Below are 22771 nucleotides of genomic sequence, written 5' to 3' on the forward strand. Positions count from 1 at the left end.
CTCATTTCTTTTCCATCACGCATTGTAGCGGATGTTGGTGCTGGCGCGCAAAATCCATGACTTGCGCAACCTTGGTTTCGGCCACCTCGAAAGTGAAAACGCCGCACTCCCCCACGCCGTGATTGTGCACATGCAACATGATCCGTGTCGCCGCCTCACGATCCTTACGGAAGAACCGCTCGAGAACGTGAATCACAAATTCCATTGGCGTATAGTCGTCATTCAGAAGCAGCACGCGATAAAGGCTCGGCTTCTTGGTCTTGGGCTTCGTACGCGTGATGACGGCGGTCCCCCGATTGGAGCCGTCACCATTGTCTTCGCCGTCCTGCATACGCAGTCCATACCGGCTCGTGGATTTAACCAAAGAATTCAAGAATGCCATTTCCTTGCCAAGCCCTAGCCACTGTCATGTAGGGATCCACTTTATAATTTTAAGACCTTCTCCGCCGCTGACAATATGGCAGCACGGCTTTTGCCGCGAATTTGATGAACGGATGAAAATGCGCAGCGCCATCCGTCCCGCTGGCCGGCGCCTGTCTAAAATTAGAATAAAAATTAACGATACGCCGAAGTCCTGCGCTTACCATAAACGGATTGGTAACACCGTGCCGACTAAGTTCACTTGAAAGGGCGCGCCGGCGAAATTCGGGCGCCGCAAAATATCGGTGTAAATGGGTGCGGTTGTGCGTCACGGCTTAGTTGCTACTGCGAATCTTGAGCGCTTCTCGATCAAGATTCTGACAACACTCTTCCTGTGTGGCCTGATGATGGCCAGCGGCATTGCCCCCTCATCGGCCAACTCGAAATATGCTGGTCTGGTGATGGATGCAAAAACCGGCGAGGTTCTTTATGAATCGAGCGCAGATGATCTGCGTTATCCTGCCTCGCTGACCAAGATGATGACGCTCTACCTCACCTTCGAAGCGCTCAAGGCAGGTCGCATATCGACCAACAGCCGCGTTCCTGTTTCGCGCAATGCAGCTGCCGAACCGCCGACCAACCTTGCCCTTAAGCCCGGCCAGACCCTGACCGTGGAAGAGGCAATCCGGGGGCTGGTGACACGCTCTGCAAACGATGCAGCAACCGCTCTGGCCGAATTCCTGGGTGGTTCCGAATCCCGCTTTGCATCCATGATGACTGGCAAGGCCCGCCAGCTCGGCATGTCGCGCACCACCTTCAAGAATGCCCATGGACTGCCCAACAGCGCCCAGAAGACCACAGCGCGCGACATGGCACGGCTCGGTATCGCACTGCGTGAGCATTTCCCACAATACTACGACTATTTTTCTACGCGCTCCTTCACCTACAACAAGCGCCGCTACGGCAATCACAACAACCTCCTCGGCCGCGTGAAGGGCGTTGACGGTATCAAGACCGGCTATACGCGAGCTTCCGGCTTCAATCTCGTCAGCTCCGTGCAGGCCAATGGCCGCAGCATTGTTGCCGTGGTGATGGGTGGGCGCACGGCCCGCACCCGCGATGCCCAGATGGTCGAGCTCATCAATCGCTATCTGCCGAAAGCCTCGACGGGTCGCGACCGCATGCTGATCGCCAGGGCCCCCGGCGGCGCGCGCACGGCCTTCGCTTCGATGGTTCCAGGAAGCCGCGTTCCGGTTCCGACAGATCGTCCCGAAATCGAAACCCTGACCGCCTACGCTTCGGAAGAAGAGCCTCGTTCCGTTGCTGCAGCCGTTGCGGCGGCAGCACCTGCCCCGCGTCCAAAGGAGGTCGTCGCACGCGTCGATCCGATGCCCACCGCATCCACAGCAAGCGCCTCGAAGGGCAGCGGCTGGAGCATTCAGGTCGCCTCGCTCGGAAGCGAAGACGAAGCAATTGTCTTCCTTGCAGAGACTGAAAAGAAGGCCCCGCAGGTTCTGGCCAGCGCCGTACCGATCACGGAGACCTTCGACAAAGGCGGCACGCGCTATTACCGCGCCCGTTTCGTTGGATTTGCCAGCAAGTCCGCAGCCTGGGGAGCCTGCGCTTCACTGAAGAAGAAGAACATCGCCTGCTATGCCACGCAGCAGTAATCCGCAATTTCAGCTCTTGAGAGTGTAATGCGTCCGGGAGAATTAGTGATGATTGGCGAGCAGAACGTCGCGCGCCTGGTTGATGCGAGCAGCCAGAAACGAGTTTCCTCCCATGTCGGGATGAACGCGCTGCATCAGGCGGCGGTGAGCCTTTCGGATCTGCGCAACGGTCGCTCCACGTTCAAGACCAAGGATCTCATAGGCCTCCTCCTCGGTCATGGGGCCAGAGCCCGCCGCAGCTCCCTGCCCCCGGTCAGCATCCGCCTTCGAGCCGTCGCGCCAGACGGGAAACTCGCCGTCAAGATAAGCCTCAAGTAGGCGCAGACTTTCCTCATCCGTGGCGAGTTCCGCATGAAGATCGAGCAGCTCGGCGAGAGACATTTCGCCGAGCTGTTTTCCTTCATGCCTCCCGGCAAGAACCAATCCGGAAAGACGACCGCTGTCGTGATCGAGCATCATTTCAAGCGCGGCTGAACGAACCTGCGATTTCTGGCCCCGGCTGCGCCCTGCATGTCGGCGCATACGGCCCGATCCAAACCACGCCACTGCCGCCGACAGAAGCATGCCGCCCAGGCCCGCCCGCCCCGCAATCATCATCACAACCCCGACCGCACCGACGATCAAAGGCCCGATCAACCTCAATGACCCGGCAAGCGCGCGGGCATCCGCCTTCAGAAACCCCATCGCCGCAATCAGCAGCAGAAGGACGATCGCAAAGAAGACGAAGGGATAGATCATCGCTTGCCGCCAAGGTGCTCGATGAGAATCCGGTCTTCTGGCCTGTCACGTGCGCTCAGCGCTTTCAGGCCGCCGGTGGCATAAACGGCAATGGCTGACAATAGCCGGCCAAGCTCGCTAGCCGAGTTGCGGTCAAAGCGGAACCATGCCCCACGCGACAGGCGCGCGATTTCCCGAAAGGCGGTTTCAGCCGAGGAGTCCCGACCTTCCTGGAAAACGAAGACCGGCGTTCCGGCGAGGCCAAGCCGCCCTGCCTTGTCGGCAAGAAGATCGACATTTTCCTCCATGGCGTCGCCGATATAGACCAGCGCCTGCACCTTCTCACGCCCCGTTTCCTTGAGAGCGTGCGAAAGAACCTTGCCGATCTGCGTCTGCCCGCCCCTGCAATCGATCTTCGTCATCAACGTCTTGAGTGCATCGGTATCGCGCACGAAGCGCGACGCCCGGCACTCGCCGTAACCGCGAAAATAGACGAGCTGGACGTTCAGCGTGCCAGCCTTTCCGACCGCATCGAACATTTCTGCCTGCAACCGGCAGGCCATGTCCCATGTGGGCTGCCGGCTCATTGTGGCATCGAGCGCAAGCACCAGCCGCCCGCTACCCTCCCCGCTCGCAGGCGCCATGGCGCGTGCCTGCCGGACGAATGCCTCGATGGCATCGGAGGTGGATTTCTGCCGTTCCACGCCTCGCGCGGCGTCCGGCCGGGATATGGGTGTCTTGTGATCGCTCATGACACGAAGATGTGGCGCAGCACGGAAGCTTGCAAGCCCCACGGCGCGCACCCGCATTCCCGGTCTTTATAAAAGTCCCAGTTCAGCGAGTTCCCGCCGCAGTTCGGGAGGCATTTCCGCCGATGAAGAATCCGTTCCGAGATCGGCGGGCGCCTCCTTCGCATCCAGATAGCGCCAGCCCTGGAACGCGCGGCGCGGCTGATACTGGGTGCGGACGACCTTCGGTTCAAGAACCAGATAGCATCGCGAAATACCCTCACCGTCCCGGAACGGCCTGATATCTAGAATGCGCTGCCGGCATTGCACCGTTCCCTTGATGACCCAGTAGAGAGAACCACCGTCGGTCAGTTCCTCAACACGCTTGGGCACCATCCGGGTGGTGTGGAATTGCTCCGCCGGCTCGCCACGCGCCGCCTTGTCACGCAAGCGCAGTGTGATCCATCCTTCCAGATCCTCGACGCTCTCGCAGCCGACGCACAGTTTTATGAGATTGAGAGACATGGTTGGAATGTCGGCCCTCGACACGGCAAGGTCAAGCCGCCTCGATCAGCACTCCACGACATTGACGGCAAGGCCGCCAAGGCTCGTCTCCTTATAGCGCTCGTTCATGTCATGTCCTGTCTGACGCATGGTCTCGATGGCCGCATCGAGGGAAACGAAGTGATGCCCGTCTCCCTTGACCGCAAGGGAGGCCGCCGTCACGGCCTTCACCGCGCCCAGAGCGTTGCGCTCGATACACGGCACCTGCACCAGCCCGGCCACGGGATCACACGTCATGCCCAGATGATGTTCGAGCGCTATCTCGGCTGCGTTTTCCACCTGTTCCGGGGAGCCTCCCATAACCGCGGCAAGCCCTGCCGCGGCCATGGCGGATGCGGAACCGACTTCTCCCTGGCACCCGACTTCGGCTCCCGAAATCGAGGCATTATGCTTCACGATGCCGCCGATGGCCGCCGCCGTCAGGAGAAAATCGCGGATGCCGCGCCGGTCGGCTTCCATGTGGAACTTCTGCCAGTAGCGCAAGACAGCCGGAATCACGCCTGCAGCCCCATTGGTCGGCGCCGTGACGACACGTCCGCCGCTGGCATTTTCCTCGTTCACAGCCATGGCGAAGACCGACAACCAGTCGTTTGCCGCAAGCGGATTGGGCCGGTTCAGCCGGCTCTCCTCATCGAGCTGCGCATGGAGGCTGCGGGCGCGGCGGCGCACCTTGAGCCCGCCTGGCATGATGCCTTCCTGCGAAAGCCCCCGCTCTATACAGCCATTCATCGCCGTCCAGACGTCGTCCAGCCTCTGATCGAGTTCAGCGCGAGAAAGACGGGTTTCCTCATTGGCTCGCTTCATCCGGGCAATGGAAAGGCCGCTTTCCAGCGCCATGGCGAGCATGGTCTTGGCATTTTCAAATGGATAAGGAACATCGGCCCCTGCCGCCGGTCGATCGTCGGATTTCAGTTTCTGAAGCTCCTCCTCCGAAACCACGAAACCGCCGCCGACCGAATAATAGATCCGGCGTAAGAGAAGCCGCCCAGCACCATCGAAGGCATTGAAAGCCATCCCGTTTGCATGGCCAGGCAGTGCGACTTTCTTGTCCAGAACCAAATCCGCCTGCGGATCGAACCGGTAAGCGGGGTGCCCCTCGGGCGTCACGCTCTTGCTGGCCTGAATTGCCTCAATGATCGCGTCCGAACGGTCGGGATCGACTGTCAGCGGCGTAAAGCCGGCAAGCCCCAGTATGACCGCCCTATCCGTTCCGTGCCCAATGCCGGTGAAGGCCAGGGAGCCGTGCAGACTGACCGAAAGCCGGTCGATTGTCGCGCCGGCGGGGCGCGGCCAGTCATCGCTGTCGATTTCCCGCAGGAAACGCTCGGCTGCCGTCATCGGCCCCATCGTATGCGAGCTCGATGGCCCGATACCGATCTTGAAGAGGTCGAAAACGGACAGAAACATTGGCGGGCTTCCGGGATGGATCGAAAGAACGAGCCAAAGGCATACAGCATTTTCCCGTCGGGTGGAAACACCATGCCTGCGCATGAAATCCCAAACAGCGTCCGTTCAATGCAAAGCAGGTCACAGCAAAGTGGGCCAATGCCGAGGGGACCCGATAAAAAAGGGCGCAGCCCCCAGGCCGCGCCCCTTCAATCAGATGAAATCTTTCCTGCGGTTCGTTCGACCAGCTTGTCCGATCAGCCGGCCGACGCAACGACCGAAGCCGCTTCGGCGCCCACGAACAGCCATGCCATGAAGATGATCGCCGCAAGGCAGATCACTGCTTTGACGGCAACGCCCCAGCAGGATCTCTCGATGATATCGTCCATTTAAATCCCGTTGTTGTCAGGTCCAGTGTCCGCACCGTTTCGGTGCCTGAGCCGTGGCGCAGGGTGATACTCTTTGCGCGTGCGTTGCGCAAGCAAATAACGGCAAAATGACGGCAATGTAACTGTTCGTGATCTAACATAAAAACAAATTACGATTTAAAATCAATGCGATAATGCCGGTAAGAATTTTTCAACAATTGCGGCGAAATGGGGATATTTCATGCTGCAACGCAGCATTCCCGCCATTTTAACCGGCAAACGACTCAGTCCGCCAATGCCTCCGGCGCGGGCAGGAATGCTTCCGTTCTGCCGGCATAGCGGTAGGCCGCAAGTCCGATCCATTCGCGGATACCGACGGAGACGTTGCGCAGGGAATCGAGAGAATTGTCTTCCGCAAGACCGATCCCCTCATTGCCTGCCGTCTTATAATCCACCGGCCATGGCAGGACTGGAAACCCGACCTTTCGGAAGACACCCATGGCGCGCGGCATGTGGAAGGCGGATGTGACCAGGAGCCAGACTTCGCCCTCGTCCGGTGAAACGAGCTGGCGTGAAAAAAGCCCGTTCTCATAGGTATCCCGCGAGCGGTTCTCGAGGATGAGCCGGCTGCGATCGACGCCAAGCGCTTCGAGAAGGCGTGGTGCCGTATCGGCATCCCCCTCGCCACTCAGGAAAACGGCGCCCTGCCCACCTGAAACGAGTATCTTCGCGTCGGGATAACGCCGTGCAAGGATTGCCGTTTCCACAAAACGGTCACCGCTGGCGTTAAGCTCATGGCCACCGCGTGCAAGGTTGATCGAGCCTTCCAGCCCCCCGCCCAGAACGACAATGCCGGCGACCTCGCCTGGTACAGGGTCCGGCTTGTGGAATCGATCCTCAAGGGGAATCAGCAAATGAGCACCGAGCGTCGTCCAACCGGAAAGAAACAAAACGAGGAAGGACATCGAACTGGCCGCTATGGCGAGCCTTCTCCAACGCAGGAGTGCCAAAACCACACTCAGCCCGACAAGCAGCATGGCCAGCCCGAAAGGCTGGATAAAAAGCCACCCAATCGCCGAAACGAGATGAAACATACGCGGCACGCCTTTCGGGAAATGCCGCGCCCAGCGGCGTACTAGCGGATTACCACCACGGAGTAGGCTTGAAGCGGCCTGCAGCCTGCTCGATCGCATGAGCGACCGTGAACAGGGTCTCCTCGCCGAAAGGCTGGCCGATGAGTTGCAGACCAAGCGGCAGACCGCGCGCGTCGAGGCCTGCGGGAACTGCGATGCCAGGCAGGCCCGCCATGTTCACCGTCACCGTGAAGACGTCGTTCAGATACATCTGCACGGGGTCGGCATTCATTTTCTGGTCAGCCACGCCGAAAGCCGCCGAAGGCGTCGCCGGTGTCAGGATAGCGTCGACGCCCGCATCGAACACCACTTCGAAATCGCGCTTGATCAGAGTGCGCACCTTCTGCGCTTTCAGGTAATAGGCGTCGTAATAGCCTGCCGAAAGCACATAGGTGCCGATCATCACACGCCGCTTGACCTCGCGGCCGAAACCGGCCGCGCGGGTCTTCTCATACATGTCGATAATGTCCTTGCCGGGCACGCGCAGGCCGTAGCGCACGCCATCATACCGGGCAAGGTTCGAGGATGCTTCCGCCGGGGCAACGATATAATAGGCCGGAAGCGCATATTTCGTATGAGGCAGGGAGATGTCGACGATCTCCGCGCCCGCATCGCGCAACCAGTCGATACCCTTCTGCCAGAGCGCATCGATCTCCCCGGACATGCCATCCATGCGGTATTCCTTGGGAATTCCGATCTTCATGCCCTTGAGCGAACGGCCCAGCGCCGCCTCGTAATCGGGCACCGGCAGGTCAACCGAGGTCGTGTCCTTTGCATCGACGGACGCCATGGATTTCAAGAGGATTGCCGCATCGCGCACATCCCGGGCAATGGGCCCCGCCTGATCGAGCGAGGAGGCGAAGGCAACCGTGCCCCAGCGCGAACAACGGCCATAGGTCGGCTTGATGCCGACAGTGCCGGTGAAAGCTGCCGGCTGGCGGATAGATCCACCCGTGTCGGTCGCCGTGGCGCCCGCGCATAGGAATGCTGCGACCGCCGCCGCGGAGCCGCCGGACGAGCCACCGGGAACCAGATCCTGGTTGGAGCCTGCAGCACGCCATGGATTGATCACCGGGCCATAGTAGGAGGTCTCGTTGGACGACCCCATGGCGAATTCGTCCATGTTCAGCTTGCCAAGCATCACCGCCCCGTCTGCCCAGAGGTTGGCGGTGACAGTGGATTCGTAGCGCGGCTTGAACCCGTCGAGAATATGGCTTGCGGCCTGTGTGTGGATGCCTTCGGTCGCGAAAAGATCCTTGATGCCGAGCGGAATGCCCTCAAGCGCACCGGCCTCGTTTTTCGCCAGCCGCTCATCGCTCGCCTTGGCCATCGCCCGTGCCTGATCGTGCGTTACGGCGACATAGGCATTAAGCTTTTCATTTGCCGCATCGATGGCGCCGAGATAGGCCTCCGTCAATTCGACGGCGCTGAACTCCCTGGCGGCCAGTTTCTCGCGTGCTTCGGCGATGGTGAGATGGGTAAGCTCGGTCATGGAAAATCCGTTTGGCGAAAACTCGTTGGGCGAAATCCGCTGGCCCCGAGGGCAGGAGCGGTCGGTGGAGAGCGATTACTCGACCACCTTCGGCACCACGAAGAAATTGTCTTCCGTGGCCGGCGCGTTGGCCACGATGTCGGCTGCCTTGTTGCCGTCGGTCACCTGATCGACACGCTTGCGCATTTCCATCGGAATGACGGAGGTCATCGGCTCGATGCCGTCAACATTCACCTCGTCGAGCTGCTCGACAAAGCCCAGAATGGCATTCAGCTCGCCGGTCATTCGCTCGGCTTCACCTTCATCGACAGCGATGCGGGCAAGACGTGCAACGCGCTTTACGGTTTCAATGTCCACGGACATGGGGCTCTCCGGCACTCGGTCTTTGTGTCCTTCCACCTCGTCGGCAAGCCCTGGCAGGGCACGGCGCAAGCCGGCGGACACATGCTTGATTATCGTGTCACGGCTATAATCGCCGCGCAGGCGGCGCGCAACCGCCTACGCCTTCCCCAGAGAGGAAATGCTACACCTCGAAGGCTTCGCCGACCTTGGGCAGAAGCACCTCGGTCTTGCCGCCTGCAAGCCCGTCGACGAATTTCTGCGCCGTCGGATCGAGGAGCGGAAAAGTCGCAAAGTGGCAAGGCACGACCTTCTCGAAATTGAAATAGCGCTGGCAGGCAAGGGCCGCCACCGCTCCCCCCATGGTGAAGCGGTCCCCCACGGGAACAAGGCCGATATCGGGCTGATGCAGTTCCTCGATAAGCGCCATATCGCCAAAAATATCCGTATCGCCCATGTGATAGAGCGTCTTTTCCTCCGGGAAATGCAGGATAAGACCGGCCGGGTTGCCGAGATAGGTGTTGGACCCGTTCGGTCCGGCCGTGGAGGAGGAATGCTGCGCATTGACGAAGGTGACGGTGAAGCCGCCGCAATCCACCGTACCGCCATGATTGCCGGGATTGATGCGCTCGCCCGAAGCACCCTGCCCGACCAGATAGCTGCAAATCTCGAAATTGGCGACCAGCATGGCGCCGGTCTTCTTCAAAATCTCTGCGGAATCTCCCAGATGGTCGTCATGCCCATGGGTCAGAAGCAGATGGGTAATTCCTTCCGCCGGCCCCTCCCAACCCTTTCCCCAGGACGGATTTCCGCTCAGAAAAGGATCAATCAGGATGCTTGCTCCGCCGGCATCCACGCGAAAAGCGGAATGGCCATACCAGGTCAGTTTCATCAAAAATCTCCTGTTTCGTCCCTTGGATGCGCACCCGTTCGGCGGTTCGCGCTTTCACGGCGACCTTGGCACCGATAGAACATATCATCCATGTCCAGGCAATTCCGGTAAAACACGGCTCAGCGAAACTGTCCTGGAATTTATAATCCGTATTGTCCGGCGCCTGAGCGGCATCGCTTCGGCCGGAAAGGCACCAGAAGGAGCGGCCCACCTTGCCCGTCGTGGAACTTTCAGAACTGCCCCCGCAGCTTGAACAAGGCAAGACGCTTGCAGGCCTCGATCTTGGCACGAAGACGATCGGTCTTGCCGTGTCGGACAGGGGACTGCGGCTGGCAACTCCTCGTCCGGTAGTGATGCGCAAGAAGTTCACGCAGGATGCAGAGGCCCTTCTTGCCGCTTTCGCCCGCGACACGGTGGGCGGTATCGTGATCGGCCTGCCCGTCAACATGGATGGCAGCGAAGGCCCCCGCGCCCAGTCCACCCGCGCTTTCATCCGCAATTTCGAGCGGCTGAGCGATCTCCCCGTGGCCTTCTGGGACGAGCGTATGTCCACGGTCGCCGCCGAAAGGGTGTTGATCGAAATGGATGTATCGCGAAAGAAGCGCGCCGAGCGCATCGATTCCGCAGCCGCAGCCTTCATCCTGCAAGGCGCCCTGGACCGATTGAAGACGCTCGAAGAGAGAGATTGAGCCGAGGATTTGGCATTTATTTGGAAATTGCCGGTAGAAATGTCGGACATTTCCGGCTGCCATTGATCGGCGCTTGCAAATTCAACCGCTTACCGGGTTGCGAATGGTGCGTGACCCGGTATGTCACGAAGATGACATCCCCACATTTAGTTTACCATTCCGCGAAAACGCATTGTGGGAAATGCATCTTAAGGTAGAAATTCTCAGAAACATGTGTTTCTGTGGGAACCTGGATTTCCGACGTTCGTTGAAATTTTTGCTGGAAAAGAATTCCGGCGGCGCTTGTGTTGTTCCTTGGGGGTATCGGGGCCATGCGGATGGGATTCTTCTTACGCATCTTATGCGTCGCAGCCGGAGCGATGGCCGGGATTGCCCTTCCCTCCGGGGCTGCGATGGCACAGTCCGCGATCTGCCGCAATCTGACGGCCGAGTTGAAGACCGCAGGGCGCGGCGCTCCCAGTGCCAGCGTCCGCAAGGTGCAGCAGGCGATTTCCCGCCAGACCGCCGAGCTGCGCAAGGTCAAGGCGCAGATGAACCAGGCCCGCTGCGGGTTTGGCCTCTTTTCCGGACAAAATGCTCAATGTTCCATGTTGCGCAACACTGCAGGCAGCATGGAAAACAATCTCTGGAAACTGAAACAGCAGCTCTCGGGCGACGCATCCGCTCGCAAGACACGAAGCCGCGCAACCATTCTTGCCGCCATGCGGCAAAACCGCTGCGGTGAAAAGGCGACCGTCAGAACAGCCTCCGCGCCCGCAAATGCCGGTCGTAACCTTTCGGCGTCGCGCGACACGGCAAAGCGCGCTGTCAGGTCGGAAGGCCGCCCATCCAATGTTTATCGCACTTTGTGTGTGCGCACATGCGATGGCTATTATTTCCCGATTTCCTTCTCGGTCTCGAAGGACATGTTCGCGCGTGATGCCAAGACCTGCGAAGCCCGCTGCCCCGGAAGCGAAGTTGAGCTTTATGCGCATGATGTCGTGAACGAAGAATCGGAGGCGATGGTCTCGGTGGCAAGCGGAACCCCCTATTCGGAATTGCCGGCAGCCTTCAAATACCGCTCGCGCAAGGGGATCGACCGGGCAAGCTGCACATGCCGGGCCAACAAGAACTTCAAGATCGTCGCCGGCACTTCAAAAGAGCCGCTGGAGCCAGCAGAAAAAAACATGGCGGAAACTGCCGAGGAAACGACGGTAGCGCATAACCAGGAAATGCCGGCATCCCAGTCGAACACCAGCTTTTATGTTCCTGCTGAGCCTGCATCCCTTGACGCCGGCAAGGCAAAACCTACTCTCAAGGCCGCCATCAAGGCCATTGATAACATTGTTGAGACTGACACTGCCTCTGAGGAGACGGAAACGGCGGAGGTTTCTGAGCCTCGCCGTGTCAGGCTAGTCGGGCCTGAGTTTCTGCCCGACCCAGAAGGGGCAATAGACCTGACAGCTCCGGCCCGGACGCCCGCCCCGTAAGCGCGATACGAAGGGGCATGAAAAGAGCCTTGCCCTTTCGCCCGCTGGCAGCCTTCACCGCATTCGTCCAGTCACGCCAGGTGTCCTGGTCCCAGGGTTCGGCGGGCAGATGCGCAGCCGCCTGCTGAACAAACTCACGATCATCCGTGGAGAGTTCCCCCGCAGGGTCCGGCTGGTCGTGAACGATGTTCCACCAGATGCCGGCGTCCGACATGCGATCGAGGTTGCCCTGAACCGCCACCCAGAACGCACGCGCATTCTCACCTTGAATGCCCAGCGCGGACAGACGCTGTTCAGCCTGCTCGAAGGGCATTGCCTGCAAGAGATGCCGGCTCAGCACATCGAGCTCGGCAGGATCGAATTTCGCTGCCGACTTCGACGTGGCTTCAGGGACGAAGAGAGCCGCCAATTCATTCATGTCGGCGGCAGCCACCACATTCTCCGAGGTCCCGATAAGAACCGCGAGCGAGGCAACGGCCATGGCCTCCACGCCCGCTTCGCGCAGGCTGGCAATGGAGAGCGCGCCCGTTCGCTTCGAAAGCCCTTCTCCCGACACGGTAGTCAGGAGATTGTGATGCCCGAATGCCGGCGGTTCGGCGCCAAGCGCCCGGAAGATCGCGATCTGGGCACCCGTGTTGGTGACGTGATCATCGCCGCGGATCACATGGGAGATACCAAGATCGATATCATCGACCACGGAAGGCAGCGTGTAGAGATAGGTCCCGTCCGCACGGATCAACACCGGATCCGACATGGACGCGAGATCGACGGTCTGCGGGCCGCGTACGACATCGTTCCAGTGCACTTCCGTACGTTCGGTCGAAAATGGGTTCTCCGAGAAATTGGGAAGCAGAAACCGCCAGTGGGGTTTGCGCCCTTCCGCCTCGAAGGCTTCCGTCTCGGCCTTGGTCAGCTTCAGCGCCTCGCGGCCGTAGACGGGCGGCAGGCGCCGCGACAGCCTGATCTTGCGGCGGCGCTCCAGTTCTTCGGGCGTTTCGTAGCAGGGATAGAGAAGCCCCGCCGCCTTCAACCTTTCCGCCGCAGCATCATAGCGCTCGAAACGCGCCGACTGGGCCACGGTCTCGTCAGGCTCGATACCGAGCCACGCAAGGTCACGTACAATGCCCTCGGCATATTCCTTGCGCGAGCGTTCAACGTCCGTGTCGTCGAAACGCAGCACGAACCGACCATTGTTCTTCCTGGCGAAAAGCCAGTTGAAGAGCGCGGTGCGCGCATTGCCGATATGGATATGGCCGGTCGGAGACGGCGCGAAGCGTACGGTGACAGTCATGCTTGCGGCGTAGCCAAAAGCTCCCGACTTGGCAAGGAGAAGCGCATGCGATGCATGTCGCTTTGGCACTTGCCAAAAAGATAAGTACCTGCTTATCTTTATTCATGAACGACAGACTGACACCGGAATCGGAAATTTTCCGCGCTCTCGCCGACCCGACCCGGCGGTTGCTGCTTGAGCGCCTGAGCGCGAGCGAGCGCAATGCGACGGAGCTACGCGACGGGCTTTCGATATCGCAGCCTGCGATCTCGCAGCACATCGCTGTCCTGCGCGGCGCGGGCCTCATCGAGGAAGAAAAGCAGGGCCGACAGATACGCTACCGCATCCGGCCCGAAGGGCTGTCCCCCGTGGTGGACTGGCTAACCCGCTACCGCGCGTTCTGGCCGGCCCGTGTCGACAAGCTCAAGGCACTGCTCAAGGAGATGGACCAATGAGCACAACTGAAGAAGAAATCCTCAAGGAAAACATTGTCTTGGAGTATACTCTCGACGCTCCGCCTGAAAAGGTCTGGCGAGCGCTGACGGTTCCCGAACTCGCCGCAAGCTGGCTTGGGACACAAGAACACCAGCCAGAGCATCGGCCAGAACACCGGCCAGAACACCGGAATGACGATCCCGCCTACGAGCTTCTCGATACGACGCCCTTTTCGCGCGTGCGCTATGCCTGGCGCGATGCCGGGACCGACATGCCCGAAACATTGGTAACCTTCGAGATCAGCCCTGCCCCCGATGGCAACACGCGCTTTCGCCTAACACACAGCGTTCGTGCCACACCGCCGCTTGCTGCAAACTGCAATGGAGCGCCAATAGCGCGCGCCGCCTGACCGCCCAAAAATTCTGAAATCGATGAAAGGAGTTCGCGCATGCGCGACACGATGGCGCTCGTCCCTATGGTGGTCGAGCAATCACCGAGGGGCGAACGCTCTTTCGACATTTATTCCCGCCTTCTTCGAGAGCGGATCGTCTTTCTGAACGGCGAGGTGAACGATGATTCCGCCGCCCTCATCTGCGCCCAGCTTCTTTTCCTGGAATCGGAAAACCCGAAGCGGGAGATTTCCTTCTACATCAACTCCCCGGGCGGCGTCGTTTCGAGCGGCTTTGCCATCTATGACACGATGCAGTTCATCACCTGCCCGGTATCGACCCTTTGCATGGGTACGGCCGGTTCCATGGGATCGTTTCTGCTGATGGCGGGAGAACCTGGCCATCGCGCCGCACTGCCCAATGCGAGCGTCGTGCTTCACCAGCCCTCAGGCGGTTTTCGCGGGCAGGCTTCCGATATTCAGCGTCACGCCGAAGACATCTTGAAGCTGAAGCGCCGGCTGATCGGCCTTTACGCTCAACATTGCAGCCGCACGGAGGAAGAGGTCGAACGCACGCTCGACCGGGATTTTTTCATGACGGCCCAGGAAGCATGCGATTGGGGCCTTGTCGACCGCGTCTATTCAAGACGCAGCACGGCCACGGAAAGCACAGACTGAAACATTACCGGGGATGGCTGCGATCCGCCCGACAGGCAGAAAACAGCGCAAAGCCATCCCCGAAAATCATTTCAAAACAAAAACCTATGTCCGATCCCTGAATCGGTTTGTGATCGGATAGCGACGATCCCGCCCGAAATTCTTCTTGGTGATTTTCACGCCTGGCGCAGCCTGTCGGCGCTTGTACTCGGCAATGTAGAGCAGATGCTCGATACGATGCACCGTATCGCGGTCATGACCGCGCGCCACGATGGCATCGACGCTCATCTCGCCTTCCACAAGGCACTCCAGAATATCGTCGAGCACCGGATAGGGCGGCAGCGAATCCTGGTCCGTCTGATCGGGCCGCAATTCGGCCGAGGGCGCCTTATCGATGATGTTTTTCGGAATGACCTCACCCGAGGGGCCAAGAGCGCCGGGCGGCACAGTCGTGTTGCGCCAGGCAGAAAGCGCATACACCTGCATCTTGTAGACGTCCTTTATGGGATTGAAGCCGCCATTCATATCGCCGTAAAGCGTGGCGTACCCCACCGACATCTCCGATTTGTTGCCCGTGGTCACCACCATGGAACCGAACTTGTTGGAAACCGCCATAAGGATCGTTCCGCGCGTGCGGCTTTGCAGGTTCTCTTCCGTCACGCCTTCCTTGGTGCCTTCGAAAAGCTGGGCGAGCGCATGGGAGAAACCGTCCACCGGCTCGAAGATCGGCACGATGTCGTAGCGGCAACCAAGCGCGCGGGCGCAATCCTCGGCGTCTTTCAGGGAGTCTTTCGATGTATAGCGATAGGGCATCATGATGCAGCGCACCCGCTCCTCGCCAAGCGCATCGACCGCAAGAGCGGCGCAAATTGCCGAATCGATACCGCCCGAAAGGCCGAGCACCACATTCTTGAAGCCGTTCTTGTTCACATAGTCGCGCAGCCCGAGCATGCAGGCCCTGTAATCGGCCTCTTCCTTTTCCGGAATCTTCGACATCGGCCCGTCAGTGCACCGCCAGCCGTCCCCCTCCCGCCGCCAGGTCGACACGGAAACGGCTTCCTCGAACTGGCTCATCTGGAAGGCAAGCGACTTGTCTGCCGCAATCGCGAAGGACGCACCATCGAACACCAGCTCGTCCTGCCCACCAAGCTGGTTGGCATAGAGCATGGGCAGCCCGGTCTCGATCACCTGGGCAATGGCCACCTGATGGCGAATATCCACCTTGCCCCGGTAATAGGGCGAACCATTGGGAACGAGCAGGATTTCCGCGCCCGATTCGGCGAGCGTCTCGCAAACGCCGAGCTCACCCCAGATATCCTCGCAGATGGGGATTCCGAGCCTTATGCCGCGGAAATTGACCGGCCCCGGAACATTGGGTCCCGGCTGAAACACGCGCTTCTCATCGAATTCGCCATAATTGGGCAGATCAAGCTTGTAGCGCTCGGCGATGATTTCGCCGTCATCGAGCACCATGATGGAATTGTGCAAACCGCTTTCCCGGCGCAGTGGCAGGCCGATGATGACACCCGGCCCGCCATCCTGCGTATCCGCGGCAAGCTCTGCCGCAGCACGCTCGCAAGCCTCCACGAAGGCCGGCTTCAGAACGAGGTCCTCGGGCGGATAACCGGCAATGAAAAGCTCGGTGAAAAGAACAAGATCAGCACCGTGCCGCGCCGCATCTGCCCGCGCCTCCCGCGCCTTGGCAAGGTTTCCGGCCACATCCCCCACGGTCGGGTTGAGCTGGGCGGTAGCGATACGCAGGATGTCGGGAGCAGTCGTATTGCGGGCCATGGTCGTCCTGTTGCGTCAGCGGCGGGTCCTGCACTGCGTGTAACCCGCCCTCCCCGCATGCGCAACACGCCGTTGCACCTTCGGTTATCGACTATGCGCCAACGCCGAGCTTGTCTTCCCCACGATCCAGGATCAAGGGAATGATCAGGTCTTCCTCGTCTTCAAGATGCCTGAGCAACATGGCGAGAAGCGCAGCGTTTTCCTGGCCATATTGATCAGCGGCAAAAAGCTGACGATCGCGTCCTGCCCCGAGCGACTGCAGGAAGGCAGAACCGGTCTCGGCATTGCGCTCCAATGCTCCATGGATCACGTGATGATCGGCATCGAGCAGATCGAAACCGCGTGACAGACGGGTCTCGGCAGCGGAAAAGACCGGGAAATAATGCATGTCCTCGATCTGGTGATGGCCGTGAAGCTGCTGCAGGAAAAAGCGCAGGCGCGGCGCGAACCAGGCCGCGAAATCATGCGGAGCAAGCTTGCCCTCGCGATAGTCGGCAATCGAGGTTTTGAGCATGCCGCCCAATTCGCGAAACATATCGTGCCGCTGCAGCCAGAATTGCGCCATTCCGCCCAGATTTGGATGCGCGGTCCAACTCTCCCGGGGATATTTGCGCAGCAGATAGAGCAGATCGGGCGGCAGTCCCTTGCGGATTTCCAGTTTCAGCTCTTCAGGCAGATCAGCACGCATCGCTTCACGAAATCCCTTCAAAATCAGGTGGTCCTGAATGCGAAGCGGACCGCCTCCCAAAGGAAGCGGTCCGCAAGGAGAACCGAAGAAAAACCGCCGAAATAGCGGCCTTCATTGCGATCAGGCGCTGGCAACCTTGCTGGCAGGATGCGAAGCGCGGTCCTTCTTCAGAAGTTCGGCCACCAGGAAAGAAAGCTCCAGCGCCTGGTCGGCATTGAGGCGCGGGTCGCAATGCGTGTGGTAGCGGTCCTGAAGCTCCTCGTCGCGGATGGCGCGTGCGCCGCCCGTGCACTCGGTCACGTTCTTGCCCGTCATCTCCACATGCATGCCGCCCGGATGCGTGCCTTCGGCGCGGTGCACCTCGAAGAAGCTCTGCACTTCCTTGAGGATGCGGTCGAAGGGCCGCGTCTTGTAACCGGCAGCGGTAATCGTGTTGCCATGCATCGGATCGCAGGACCACACCACCTTGCGCCCCTCGCGTTCGACAGCGCGAATGAGCTTCGGCAGGTGGTCGCCCACCTTGTCGGCGCCGAAGCGCGCGATCAGGGTCAGGCGACCCGGCTCGTTCTCCGGATTCAGGAGGTCGATCAGCTCGATCAGACCATCCGGGGAAAGAGACGGGCCGCATTTGAGACCGAGCGGATTCTTGATGCCACGGCAGAACTCCACATGGGCATGGTCCGGCTGGCGGGTACGATCGCCGATCCAGATCATGTGCCCGGATGTGGCATACCAGTCACCGGAGGTAGAATCGACGCGGGTCAGCGCCTCCTCATAGCCAAGAAGCAGAGCCTCGTGGCTGGTGTAGAAATCCGTCTCGCGCAGCGCGTGCGTGCTCTCACCGGTAATACCGACGGCACGCATGAAATCGATGGTCTCGGTGATCCGGTCGGCAAGCGCCTGGTAACGACCGGCCTGCGGGCTGTCGGACAGGAACCCGAGCATCCAGCGGTGCACGTTTTCCAGATTGGCGAAACCGCCCTGGGCGAAGGCACGCAGCAGGTTGAGCGTTGCCGCCGACTGGCGGTAAGCCATCTCCTGGCGCGCCGGATCCGGCGCACGCGAAGCAGCATCGAACTCGATACCGTTGATGATGTCGCCCCGGTAGCTCGGCAGCACCAGATCGCCCTTGGCTTCCGTATCGGAAGAACGCGGCTTTGCGAACTGACCGGCAATACGGCCGACCTTCACCACCGGCTGGGAACCGGCAAATGTCAAAACGACGGCCATCTGCAGGAAAGCACGGAAGAAATCGCGGATATTGTCCGCGCCATGTTCGGCAAAGCTCTCGGCGCAATCGCCCCCCTGAAGCAGAAAACCATTGCCCTCGGCAACCGCCGCGAGCTGCTTCTTGAGCTTGCGCGCCTCACCTGCAAAAACGAGCGGCGGATACGTGGCCATGCGCGCCTCGACTTCCGCCAGGGCGTTCAGGTCCGGATAAGCCGGAACCTGCTGGATGGGCTTGTTTCTCCACGAATTCGGCGACCACTTCGTCATCTTGCTTACTCGATCGTTGCTACAGAATTATCCTTCCGGACCGCTTCAACCATTATAACGGATACCGAAACGCCGCTTATTAACGGATGTAAGGGTTCGATACTACCCCGGAAATGCCCACTTGGCGACGATGAAGCCGGCAGTGCAAGGGAGCGCCAGCCAAACCCGCTCTCCAACCTCGCATTCAAAGTCCATTCCCGGCGCAGATAAACGGATCAACCGACCCGTTCGCCCTTCACGACCCGATAGCTTGGCTGATACATCGTCACGAATTCCTCCGCCGCCGATGGATGCAACGCCATGGTCCGGTCGAAATCATCCTTGGTCAGCTCCGCCTTGAGCGAAATGCCGAGAAGCTGAGCCATCTCGCCTGCATCCGGACCAAGCACATGCGCGCCGAGAACCTTGCGGCTCTCGCCATCAACGACCAGCTTCATGAGCATCTTTTCCTGCCGCCCCGACAGCGTGTGCCGCATCGGGCGGAAACTGGCGCGATAGATTTCGAGCGTTTCGAAACGCCCGGCAGCCTCGTCTTCCGAAAGACCGACCGTTCCGATCTCGGGCTGCGAGAACACCGCCGTGGCAATCGTATCGTGGTCCGGGCTTGTGGGATTACCCTTATATTCGGTTTCGATGAAGCACATCGCCTCGTGGATCGCGACCGGGGTTAATTGCACGCGATTGGTCACATCGCCGAGCGCCCAGATATTGTCGACATTGGTCCGCGAATAATCATCGATCAGAATTTCACCGGCCTTGCCAGTTTCCACACCTGCCGCCTCGAGCCCGAGGCCGGCCGTATTCGGTATGCGTCCAATGGCAAGCATCACCTGCCCGGCTGCCACTGCTTCACCTGATTTCAGATAAGCAACAAGCGATCCGTCGACCTTCTTTTCCACCGATGTCAGCACGTCATGGCAAAGAATCCTGATCCCCTTGGCTTCCATCGCGGCATGCAGCTCGCGGCGCAGATCGGCATCGAAGCGCGACAGGATTTCCTTGCCGCGATAGACGAGCGTGGTTTCCACGCCAAGCCCGTGGAAGATATTGGCGAACTCGACCGCGATATAGCCACCGCCCTCGATGACGATGGATTGCGGCAATTCGGCAAGGTCGAAGGCTTCGTTGGAGGAAATGCAGTGCTCATGCCCAGGCAGTGCGGAATGCATGTTGGGACGCCCGCCGACCGCGATCAGGATCTTTTCCGCCGTAACACGCCTTCCGCCCACATCCAGCGTATGCCGGTCGACCAATGTCGCCCGCGCTTCGATGATCTCGGCGCCGGCATTCTCAAGCCCCTTGCGGTAAAGACCCTCGAGCCGAGTGATCTCGCGCTCCTTGTTCTCCACAAGCTTGCGCCAGTCGAAACGCGCCTTGGGCACATCCCAGCCATATCCAGCGGCATCTTCAAAATGCTCCGGAAACTGGGAAGCATAGACGTAGAGCTTCTTCGGAACGCATCCCCGGATCACGCAGGTCCCGCCGAAGCGGAACTCTTCTGCGATGGCCACTTTCTTGCCAAGACCCGCAGCAAGACGCCCGGCCCGCACGCCGCCGGACCCGCCGCCAATCACAAAGAGATCGTAGTCGAAATTGCTCATCCTGCTTCCCTGGCCCCGAGGGCGCTTGCGCGCGCATCCGCGCTCTGCCTGAAATTCCACCGTGGTGTCGCCGAATCCGGCCGGTCCGGCCGCATAGACTTAGAAACCGCAACACAAAAATAAAAGCCCGGCGCTATGGCCGGGCTTTCAAAACTGCGTGTGCAGGGTCTACTGGTTGGCGGCCGCGCCGTTATTGGCGCCATCGCCGGCAGGTGCTGCACCTTCCTTGGGCGCCACCGTGCTCTGAATCTTCTGCCCGACCATCTGTGCGAGGTCGCGGGCAATGCCCCGGCGCCAGATTTCACCGGCCTTGAGAACTTCGCGGCTGACGATAGGACCGTCGGAAAGCAACTTCTTGCCGGTGGGCGATTCGTAGAATGTGCGGATATCGTTCAGTTCCTGCTCGCTGAAGACGCGGGCATAGGCCTGAGCGGCCTCGCGCTCGAGATCAACACGCCGGCTGGCAAGGTCGATCGCCTGCTCATCGACAGTGGTGTTGATGAGCTCGACCAGATCCGGATTCTTGCGGATGAGTTCGGACTTCAGCGCAGTCGCCGCCTGCGGCAGCACATTGTCGAAATCATCGGTTGCATGAATAGCGGAGATCGCGGCGCGCGCGGCAGCGAGGTGAGTTTCCGAAATGTCCTGCGCGGAAGCCGGCGCAAGCGCTACGGTAAGCGCGACCGCAGCCGAAGCAGTCATGAGGCGGAGGCGAGTTGCCAAAGTCATCTTATTCTCACTCCATTGCAATTCTATACGGCCCCGACAGCTCGCACCCCGCCATCGCCTGCGATGTAGGCGGTGTCGGCGAGATCGAGAAACAGGCCATGTTCCACAACACCGGGGATGGCGTTCAAAGCGTTTGCCAATGCTCTTGGATCGGGAATGCGGCCAAAAGATGCATCGACAATCAGGTGACCGCCATCGGTAACGAAAGATTCCCCAGCCTTTTCACGGATTGCCAGAGGTCCCTTCAGGCCAAGCTCGCGCGCCACGCCCTCAATGGCAAGCACCGTTGCCCGCAAGCCGAATGCATTGACTTCGATGGGCAGCGGAAACTGGCCGAGCGTCTCGACCATCTTGCTCTTGTCCGCAATCACGATCATGCGCGCCGACGCAGCCGCAACGATCTTCTCGCGCAGCAACGCCCCACCACCGCCCTTTACGAGGGACAAGCCCGGCCCGATCTCATCCGCCCCGTCGATCGTAAGGTCGAGCGCGGGCGTATCGTCGAGCGTGGTAAGCGGGACACCAAGCTCCAGGCAAAGCCGGGCTGTGCGCTCCGAAGTCGGCACGCCAATGACGGAAAAACCGTTCTCGACGCGCTCGGCCAGAAGGCGAACGAATTCCTCGGCGGTCGAGCCTGTACCGATTCCCAGACGCATACCGTCGGTCACCTGGCCAAGCGCAGCCCGAGCCGCTTCGATTTTCAGTTCACGCATGTCTTCCGACATCTGGCCCCCAGTCCTGTTCTGTGCGGTTCCTAACCCGTTTTGCCGTGGCCCGCAAATGCCACTTAGACAAGAGGCCCATAAACTTGCGCAGCCCTCTCCGGCAGGCTATCCCAAGAAATCTGCAAAGGGGACACAATGACAGCGCCAATCATCGTCTTCGATCTCGATGGAACCCTGATCGACACCGCGCCGGACCTTCTCGACAGTCTCAATCACTGCCTCAAGGGTGTAAATATCGAGCCGGTGGATGGCAGCGAGATCAACCGCATCGTGGGGTTCGGCAGTCGCGTCATGATCGAGCGCGCCTTTGCAGTGCGTCGAAAAAACCTGGCACCCGGCCAGCTGGATACCTTGCAGGCTGAGTTTTTCGATCACTACACCAACAACGTACCGGGCCGTTCACAGCCCTATCCGGGCGTATTGGAGGCCATCGAACGCTTCAAGCAGGCGGGCTACACCGCGGCCGTGTGCACAAACAAGCTGGAAGGCATGTCGCTCGCTCTCCTGAAGGCGCTTGCAATCGACCATCACTTTCAGGCGATCTGCGGCGGCGACACATTTCCCGTTCGAAAGCCCGATCCGGCCCATCTGCGCGGCACGATCACCATGGCTGGCGGCAATCCGGAACGGGCGGTCATGGTCGGCGATTCGCGCACGGACATCGACACGGCCAAGGCCGCGGGCATACCCGTCATTGCGGTCGATTTCGGCTACACCGACCGCCCGGTGCATGAATTCGAACCTTCGCGCATCATCTCCCATTTCGACCAGCTGACGGTGGAAATGGCTGAAGAACTGATTGCCGCGACCGCTTCTTGAAAAAGCGCCTCGCCGCGCTTGACTTTCCCCCGCGCCGCCTCGTATATCGCGGCTCGCTCGATCATCGATGCGGGCGGGCGCGTAGCTCAGCGGGAGAGCACACCCTTCACACGGGTGGGGTCGTAGGTTCAATCCCTACCGCGCCCACCATCAACAGGCCAACAACCCCATGGTTTTGTTGATGGATTTAGAAGTTAAGAACATTTCCCCCGACAAGAACTCTCTGGCAAACATCGGCAGAACACGGCGTATCAAGCCATTGTGAGCTTTCTTTTGATGCTCGCGTCAATTCATTGAGCCGCCCCGCCTCCACACGTGGCGGACAGAAAGTCCATGATCGATAGATGTTGCCGGCTGCCGCAAC

24 protein-coding genes and 1 tRNA gene are annotated in these 22771 nt (G+C 60.0%); 8 read left to right on the plus strand and 17 right to left on the minus strand.

Annotated elements, in window-relative coordinates:
• Nucleotide 1: 1 nt before the first annotated feature.
• Nucleotides 2-331, minus strand: a complete 330-nt coding sequence (gene clpS, locus NA8A_RS03170; protein ID WP_009755908.1) for an ATP-dependent Clp protease adapter ClpS — start codon at nt 329-331, stop codon at nt 2-4.
• Nucleotides 332-671: 340 nt separating this feature from the next.
• Here clpS and NA8A_RS03175 point away from each other — a divergent pair, with 340 nt between their 5' ends.
• Nucleotides 672-2030 (plus strand): D-alanyl-D-alanine carboxypeptidase, encoded by a 1359-nt coding sequence (locus NA8A_RS03175; RefSeq protein WP_009755909.1) that lies wholly within the window; start codon nt 672-674, stop codon nt 2028-2030.
• A gap of 42 nt (nt 2031-2072) precedes the next feature.
• On the opposite strand, the gene NA8A_RS03180 is transcribed toward NA8A_RS03175, so the two are convergent.
• From NA8A_RS03180 to NA8A_RS03215, 9 genes are all read right to left on the minus strand, one after another.
• The gene (locus NA8A_RS03180; RefSeq protein WP_009755910.1) at nt 2073-2768 is read right to left on the minus strand and encodes a DnaJ domain-containing protein; all 696 of its coding nucleotides are present in this window, start codon (nt 2766-2768) and stop codon (nt 2073-2075) included.
• On the minus strand, nt 2765-3499 hold the full coding sequence (locus NA8A_RS03185; protein WP_040671759.1) for a hypothetical protein: 735 nt from the start codon (nt 3497-3499) through the stop codon (nt 2765-2767). The genes NA8A_RS03180 and NA8A_RS03185 overlap by 4 nt, the downstream gene beginning before the upstream one ends.
• A 66-nt stretch (nt 3500-3565) precedes the next feature.
• Nucleotides 3566-4000, minus strand: coding sequence for a DUF1489 family protein (locus NA8A_RS03190; protein ID WP_009755912.1), 435 nt, complete (start codon nt 3998-4000; stop codon nt 3566-3568).
• 45 nt (nt 4001-4045) lie between these two features.
• A complete protein-coding gene (locus tag NA8A_RS03195) occupies nt 4046-5446 on the minus strand; it encodes an L-serine ammonia-lyase (protein WP_009755913.1) in 1401 nt (466 codons plus the stop codon).
• Nucleotides 5447-5682: 236 nt separating this feature from the next.
• Complete coding sequence (locus NA8A_RS25635; RefSeq protein WP_276274343.1) at nt 5683-5814, minus strand: hypothetical protein; 132 nt, start codon at nt 5812-5814, stop codon at nt 5683-5685.
• Nucleotides 5815-6077: 263 nt separating this feature from the next.
• Entirely contained in the window at nt 6078-6887 is an 810-nt protein-coding gene (locus NA8A_RS03200; protein WP_009755914.1) for a YdcF family protein, read from the minus strand.
• 49 nt (nt 6888-6936) lie between these two features.
• Nucleotides 6937-8418, minus strand: a complete 1482-nt coding sequence (gene gatA, locus NA8A_RS03205) for an Asp-tRNA(Asn)/Glu-tRNA(Gln) amidotransferase subunit GatA (RefSeq protein ID WP_009755915.1) — start codon at nt 8416-8418, stop codon at nt 6937-6939.
• Between the two features lie 75 nt (nt 8419-8493).
• Entirely contained in the window at nt 8494-8781 is a 288-nt protein-coding gene (gene gatC, locus NA8A_RS03210) for an Asp-tRNA(Asn)/Glu-tRNA(Gln) amidotransferase subunit GatC (protein WP_009755916.1), read from the minus strand.
• A gap of 160 nt (nt 8782-8941) precedes the next feature.
• Nucleotides 8942-9649: a metal-dependent hydrolase gene (locus NA8A_RS03215; RefSeq protein ID WP_009755917.1), complete on the minus strand. Its 708-nt coding sequence runs from the start codon at nt 9647-9649 to the stop codon at nt 8942-8944.
• Nucleotides 9650-9861: 212 nt separating this feature from the next.
• On the opposite strand from NA8A_RS03215, the gene ruvX reads away from it, so the two are divergent.
• Both ruvX and NA8A_RS03225 read left to right on the plus strand, forming a co-directional pair.
• Nucleotides 9862-10338: a Holliday junction resolvase RuvX gene (gene ruvX / locus NA8A_RS03220; protein ID WP_009755918.1), complete on the plus strand. Its 477-nt coding sequence runs from the start codon at nt 9862-9864 to the stop codon at nt 10336-10338.
• A 392-nt stretch (nt 10339-10730) separates the two neighbouring features.
• The gene (locus tag NA8A_RS03225; RefSeq protein ID WP_157174128.1) at nt 10731-11807 is read left to right on the plus strand and encodes a DUF2865 domain-containing protein; all 1077 of its coding nucleotides are present in this window, start codon (nt 10731-10733) and stop codon (nt 11805-11807) included.
• On the opposite strand, the gene gltX is transcribed toward NA8A_RS03225, so the two are convergent.
• Nucleotides 11725-13098: a glutamate--tRNA ligase gene (gene gltX / locus NA8A_RS03230; RefSeq protein WP_009755921.1), complete on the minus strand. Its 1374-nt coding sequence runs from the start codon at nt 13096-13098 to the stop codon at nt 11725-11727. The two genes, NA8A_RS03225 and gltX, sit on opposite strands and share 83 nt — an antisense overlap.
• 104 nt (nt 13099-13202) lie before the next feature.
• On the opposite strand from gltX, the gene NA8A_RS03235 reads away from it, so the two are divergent.
• From NA8A_RS03235 to NA8A_RS03245, 3 genes are read left to right on the plus strand one after another with little or no spacing between them, the layout of a single operon-like run.
• Nucleotides 13203-13532 (plus strand): ArsR/SmtB family transcription factor, encoded by a 330-nt coding sequence (locus NA8A_RS03235; protein ID WP_040671684.1) that lies wholly within the window; start codon nt 13203-13205, stop codon nt 13530-13532.
• Nucleotides 13529-13921 (plus strand): SRPBCC family protein, encoded by a 393-nt coding sequence (locus NA8A_RS03240; RefSeq protein ID WP_009755923.1) that lies wholly within the window; start codon nt 13529-13531, stop codon nt 13919-13921. The genes NA8A_RS03235 and NA8A_RS03240 overlap by 4 nt, the downstream gene beginning before the upstream one ends.
• A 39-nt stretch (nt 13922-13960) precedes the next feature.
• Nucleotides 13961-14578, plus strand: a complete 618-nt coding sequence (locus NA8A_RS03245) for an ATP-dependent Clp protease proteolytic subunit (RefSeq protein ID WP_009755924.1) — start codon at nt 13961-13963, stop codon at nt 14576-14578.
• A gap of 84 nt (nt 14579-14662) precedes the next feature.
• Here the strand turns inward: NA8A_RS03245 and NA8A_RS03250 are convergent, their stop codons facing one another.
• The 6 genes from NA8A_RS03250 to rpiA all read right to left on the minus strand — a co-directional run bounded on the left by NA8A_RS03250 (nt 14663) and on the right by rpiA (nt 21588).
• Complete coding sequence (locus NA8A_RS03250; RefSeq protein ID WP_009755925.1) at nt 14663-16348, minus strand: NAD+ synthase; 1686 nt, start codon at nt 16346-16348, stop codon at nt 14663-14665.
• A 91-nt stretch (nt 16349-16439) separates the two neighbouring features.
• Nucleotides 16440-17036 (minus strand): hemerythrin domain-containing protein, encoded by a 597-nt coding sequence (locus tag NA8A_RS03255; protein ID WP_040671760.1) that lies wholly within the window; start codon nt 17034-17036, stop codon nt 16440-16442.
• Between the two features lie 120 nt (nt 17037-17156).
• Nucleotides 17157-18533 (minus strand): class II 3-deoxy-7-phosphoheptulonate synthase, encoded by a 1377-nt coding sequence (locus NA8A_RS03260; RefSeq protein ID WP_009755927.1) that lies wholly within the window; start codon nt 18531-18533, stop codon nt 17157-17159.
• Between the two features lie 215 nt (nt 18534-18748).
• On the minus strand, nt 18749-20134 hold the full coding sequence (gene gor / locus NA8A_RS03265; RefSeq protein ID WP_009755928.1) for a glutathione-disulfide reductase: 1386 nt from the start codon (nt 20132-20134) through the stop codon (nt 18749-18751).
• Nucleotides 20135-20302: 168 nt separating this feature from the next.
• On the minus strand, nt 20303-20863 hold the full coding sequence (locus tag NA8A_RS03270; protein WP_009755929.1) for a DUF2059 domain-containing protein: 561 nt from the start codon (nt 20861-20863) through the stop codon (nt 20303-20305).
• A 23-nt stretch (nt 20864-20886) separates the two neighbouring features.
• Nucleotides 20887-21588, minus strand: coding sequence for a ribose-5-phosphate isomerase RpiA (rpiA, locus tag NA8A_RS03275; protein ID WP_009755930.1), 702 nt, complete (start codon nt 21586-21588; stop codon nt 20887-20889).
• 135 nt (nt 21589-21723) lie between these two features.
• Between rpiA and NA8A_RS03280 the strand changes: the two genes are divergently transcribed.
• Nucleotides 21724-22407 carry an HAD family hydrolase gene (locus NA8A_RS03280; RefSeq protein WP_009755931.1) on the plus strand — a complete coding sequence of 228 codons (684 nt, stop codon included), beginning with the start codon at nt 21724-21726 and terminating at the stop codon, nt 22405-22407.
• A gap of 75 nt (nt 22408-22482) precedes the next feature.
• Nucleotides 22483-22557: transfer RNA gene (locus tag NA8A_RS03285), tRNA-Val, on the plus strand.
• Nucleotides 22558-22771 lie beyond the last annotated feature (214 nt).

The organism is Nitratireductor indicus C115, assembly GCF_000300515.1.
Lineage (GTDB): Bacteria > Pseudomonadota > Alphaproteobacteria > Rhizobiales > Rhizobiaceae > Nitratireductor > Nitratireductor indicus.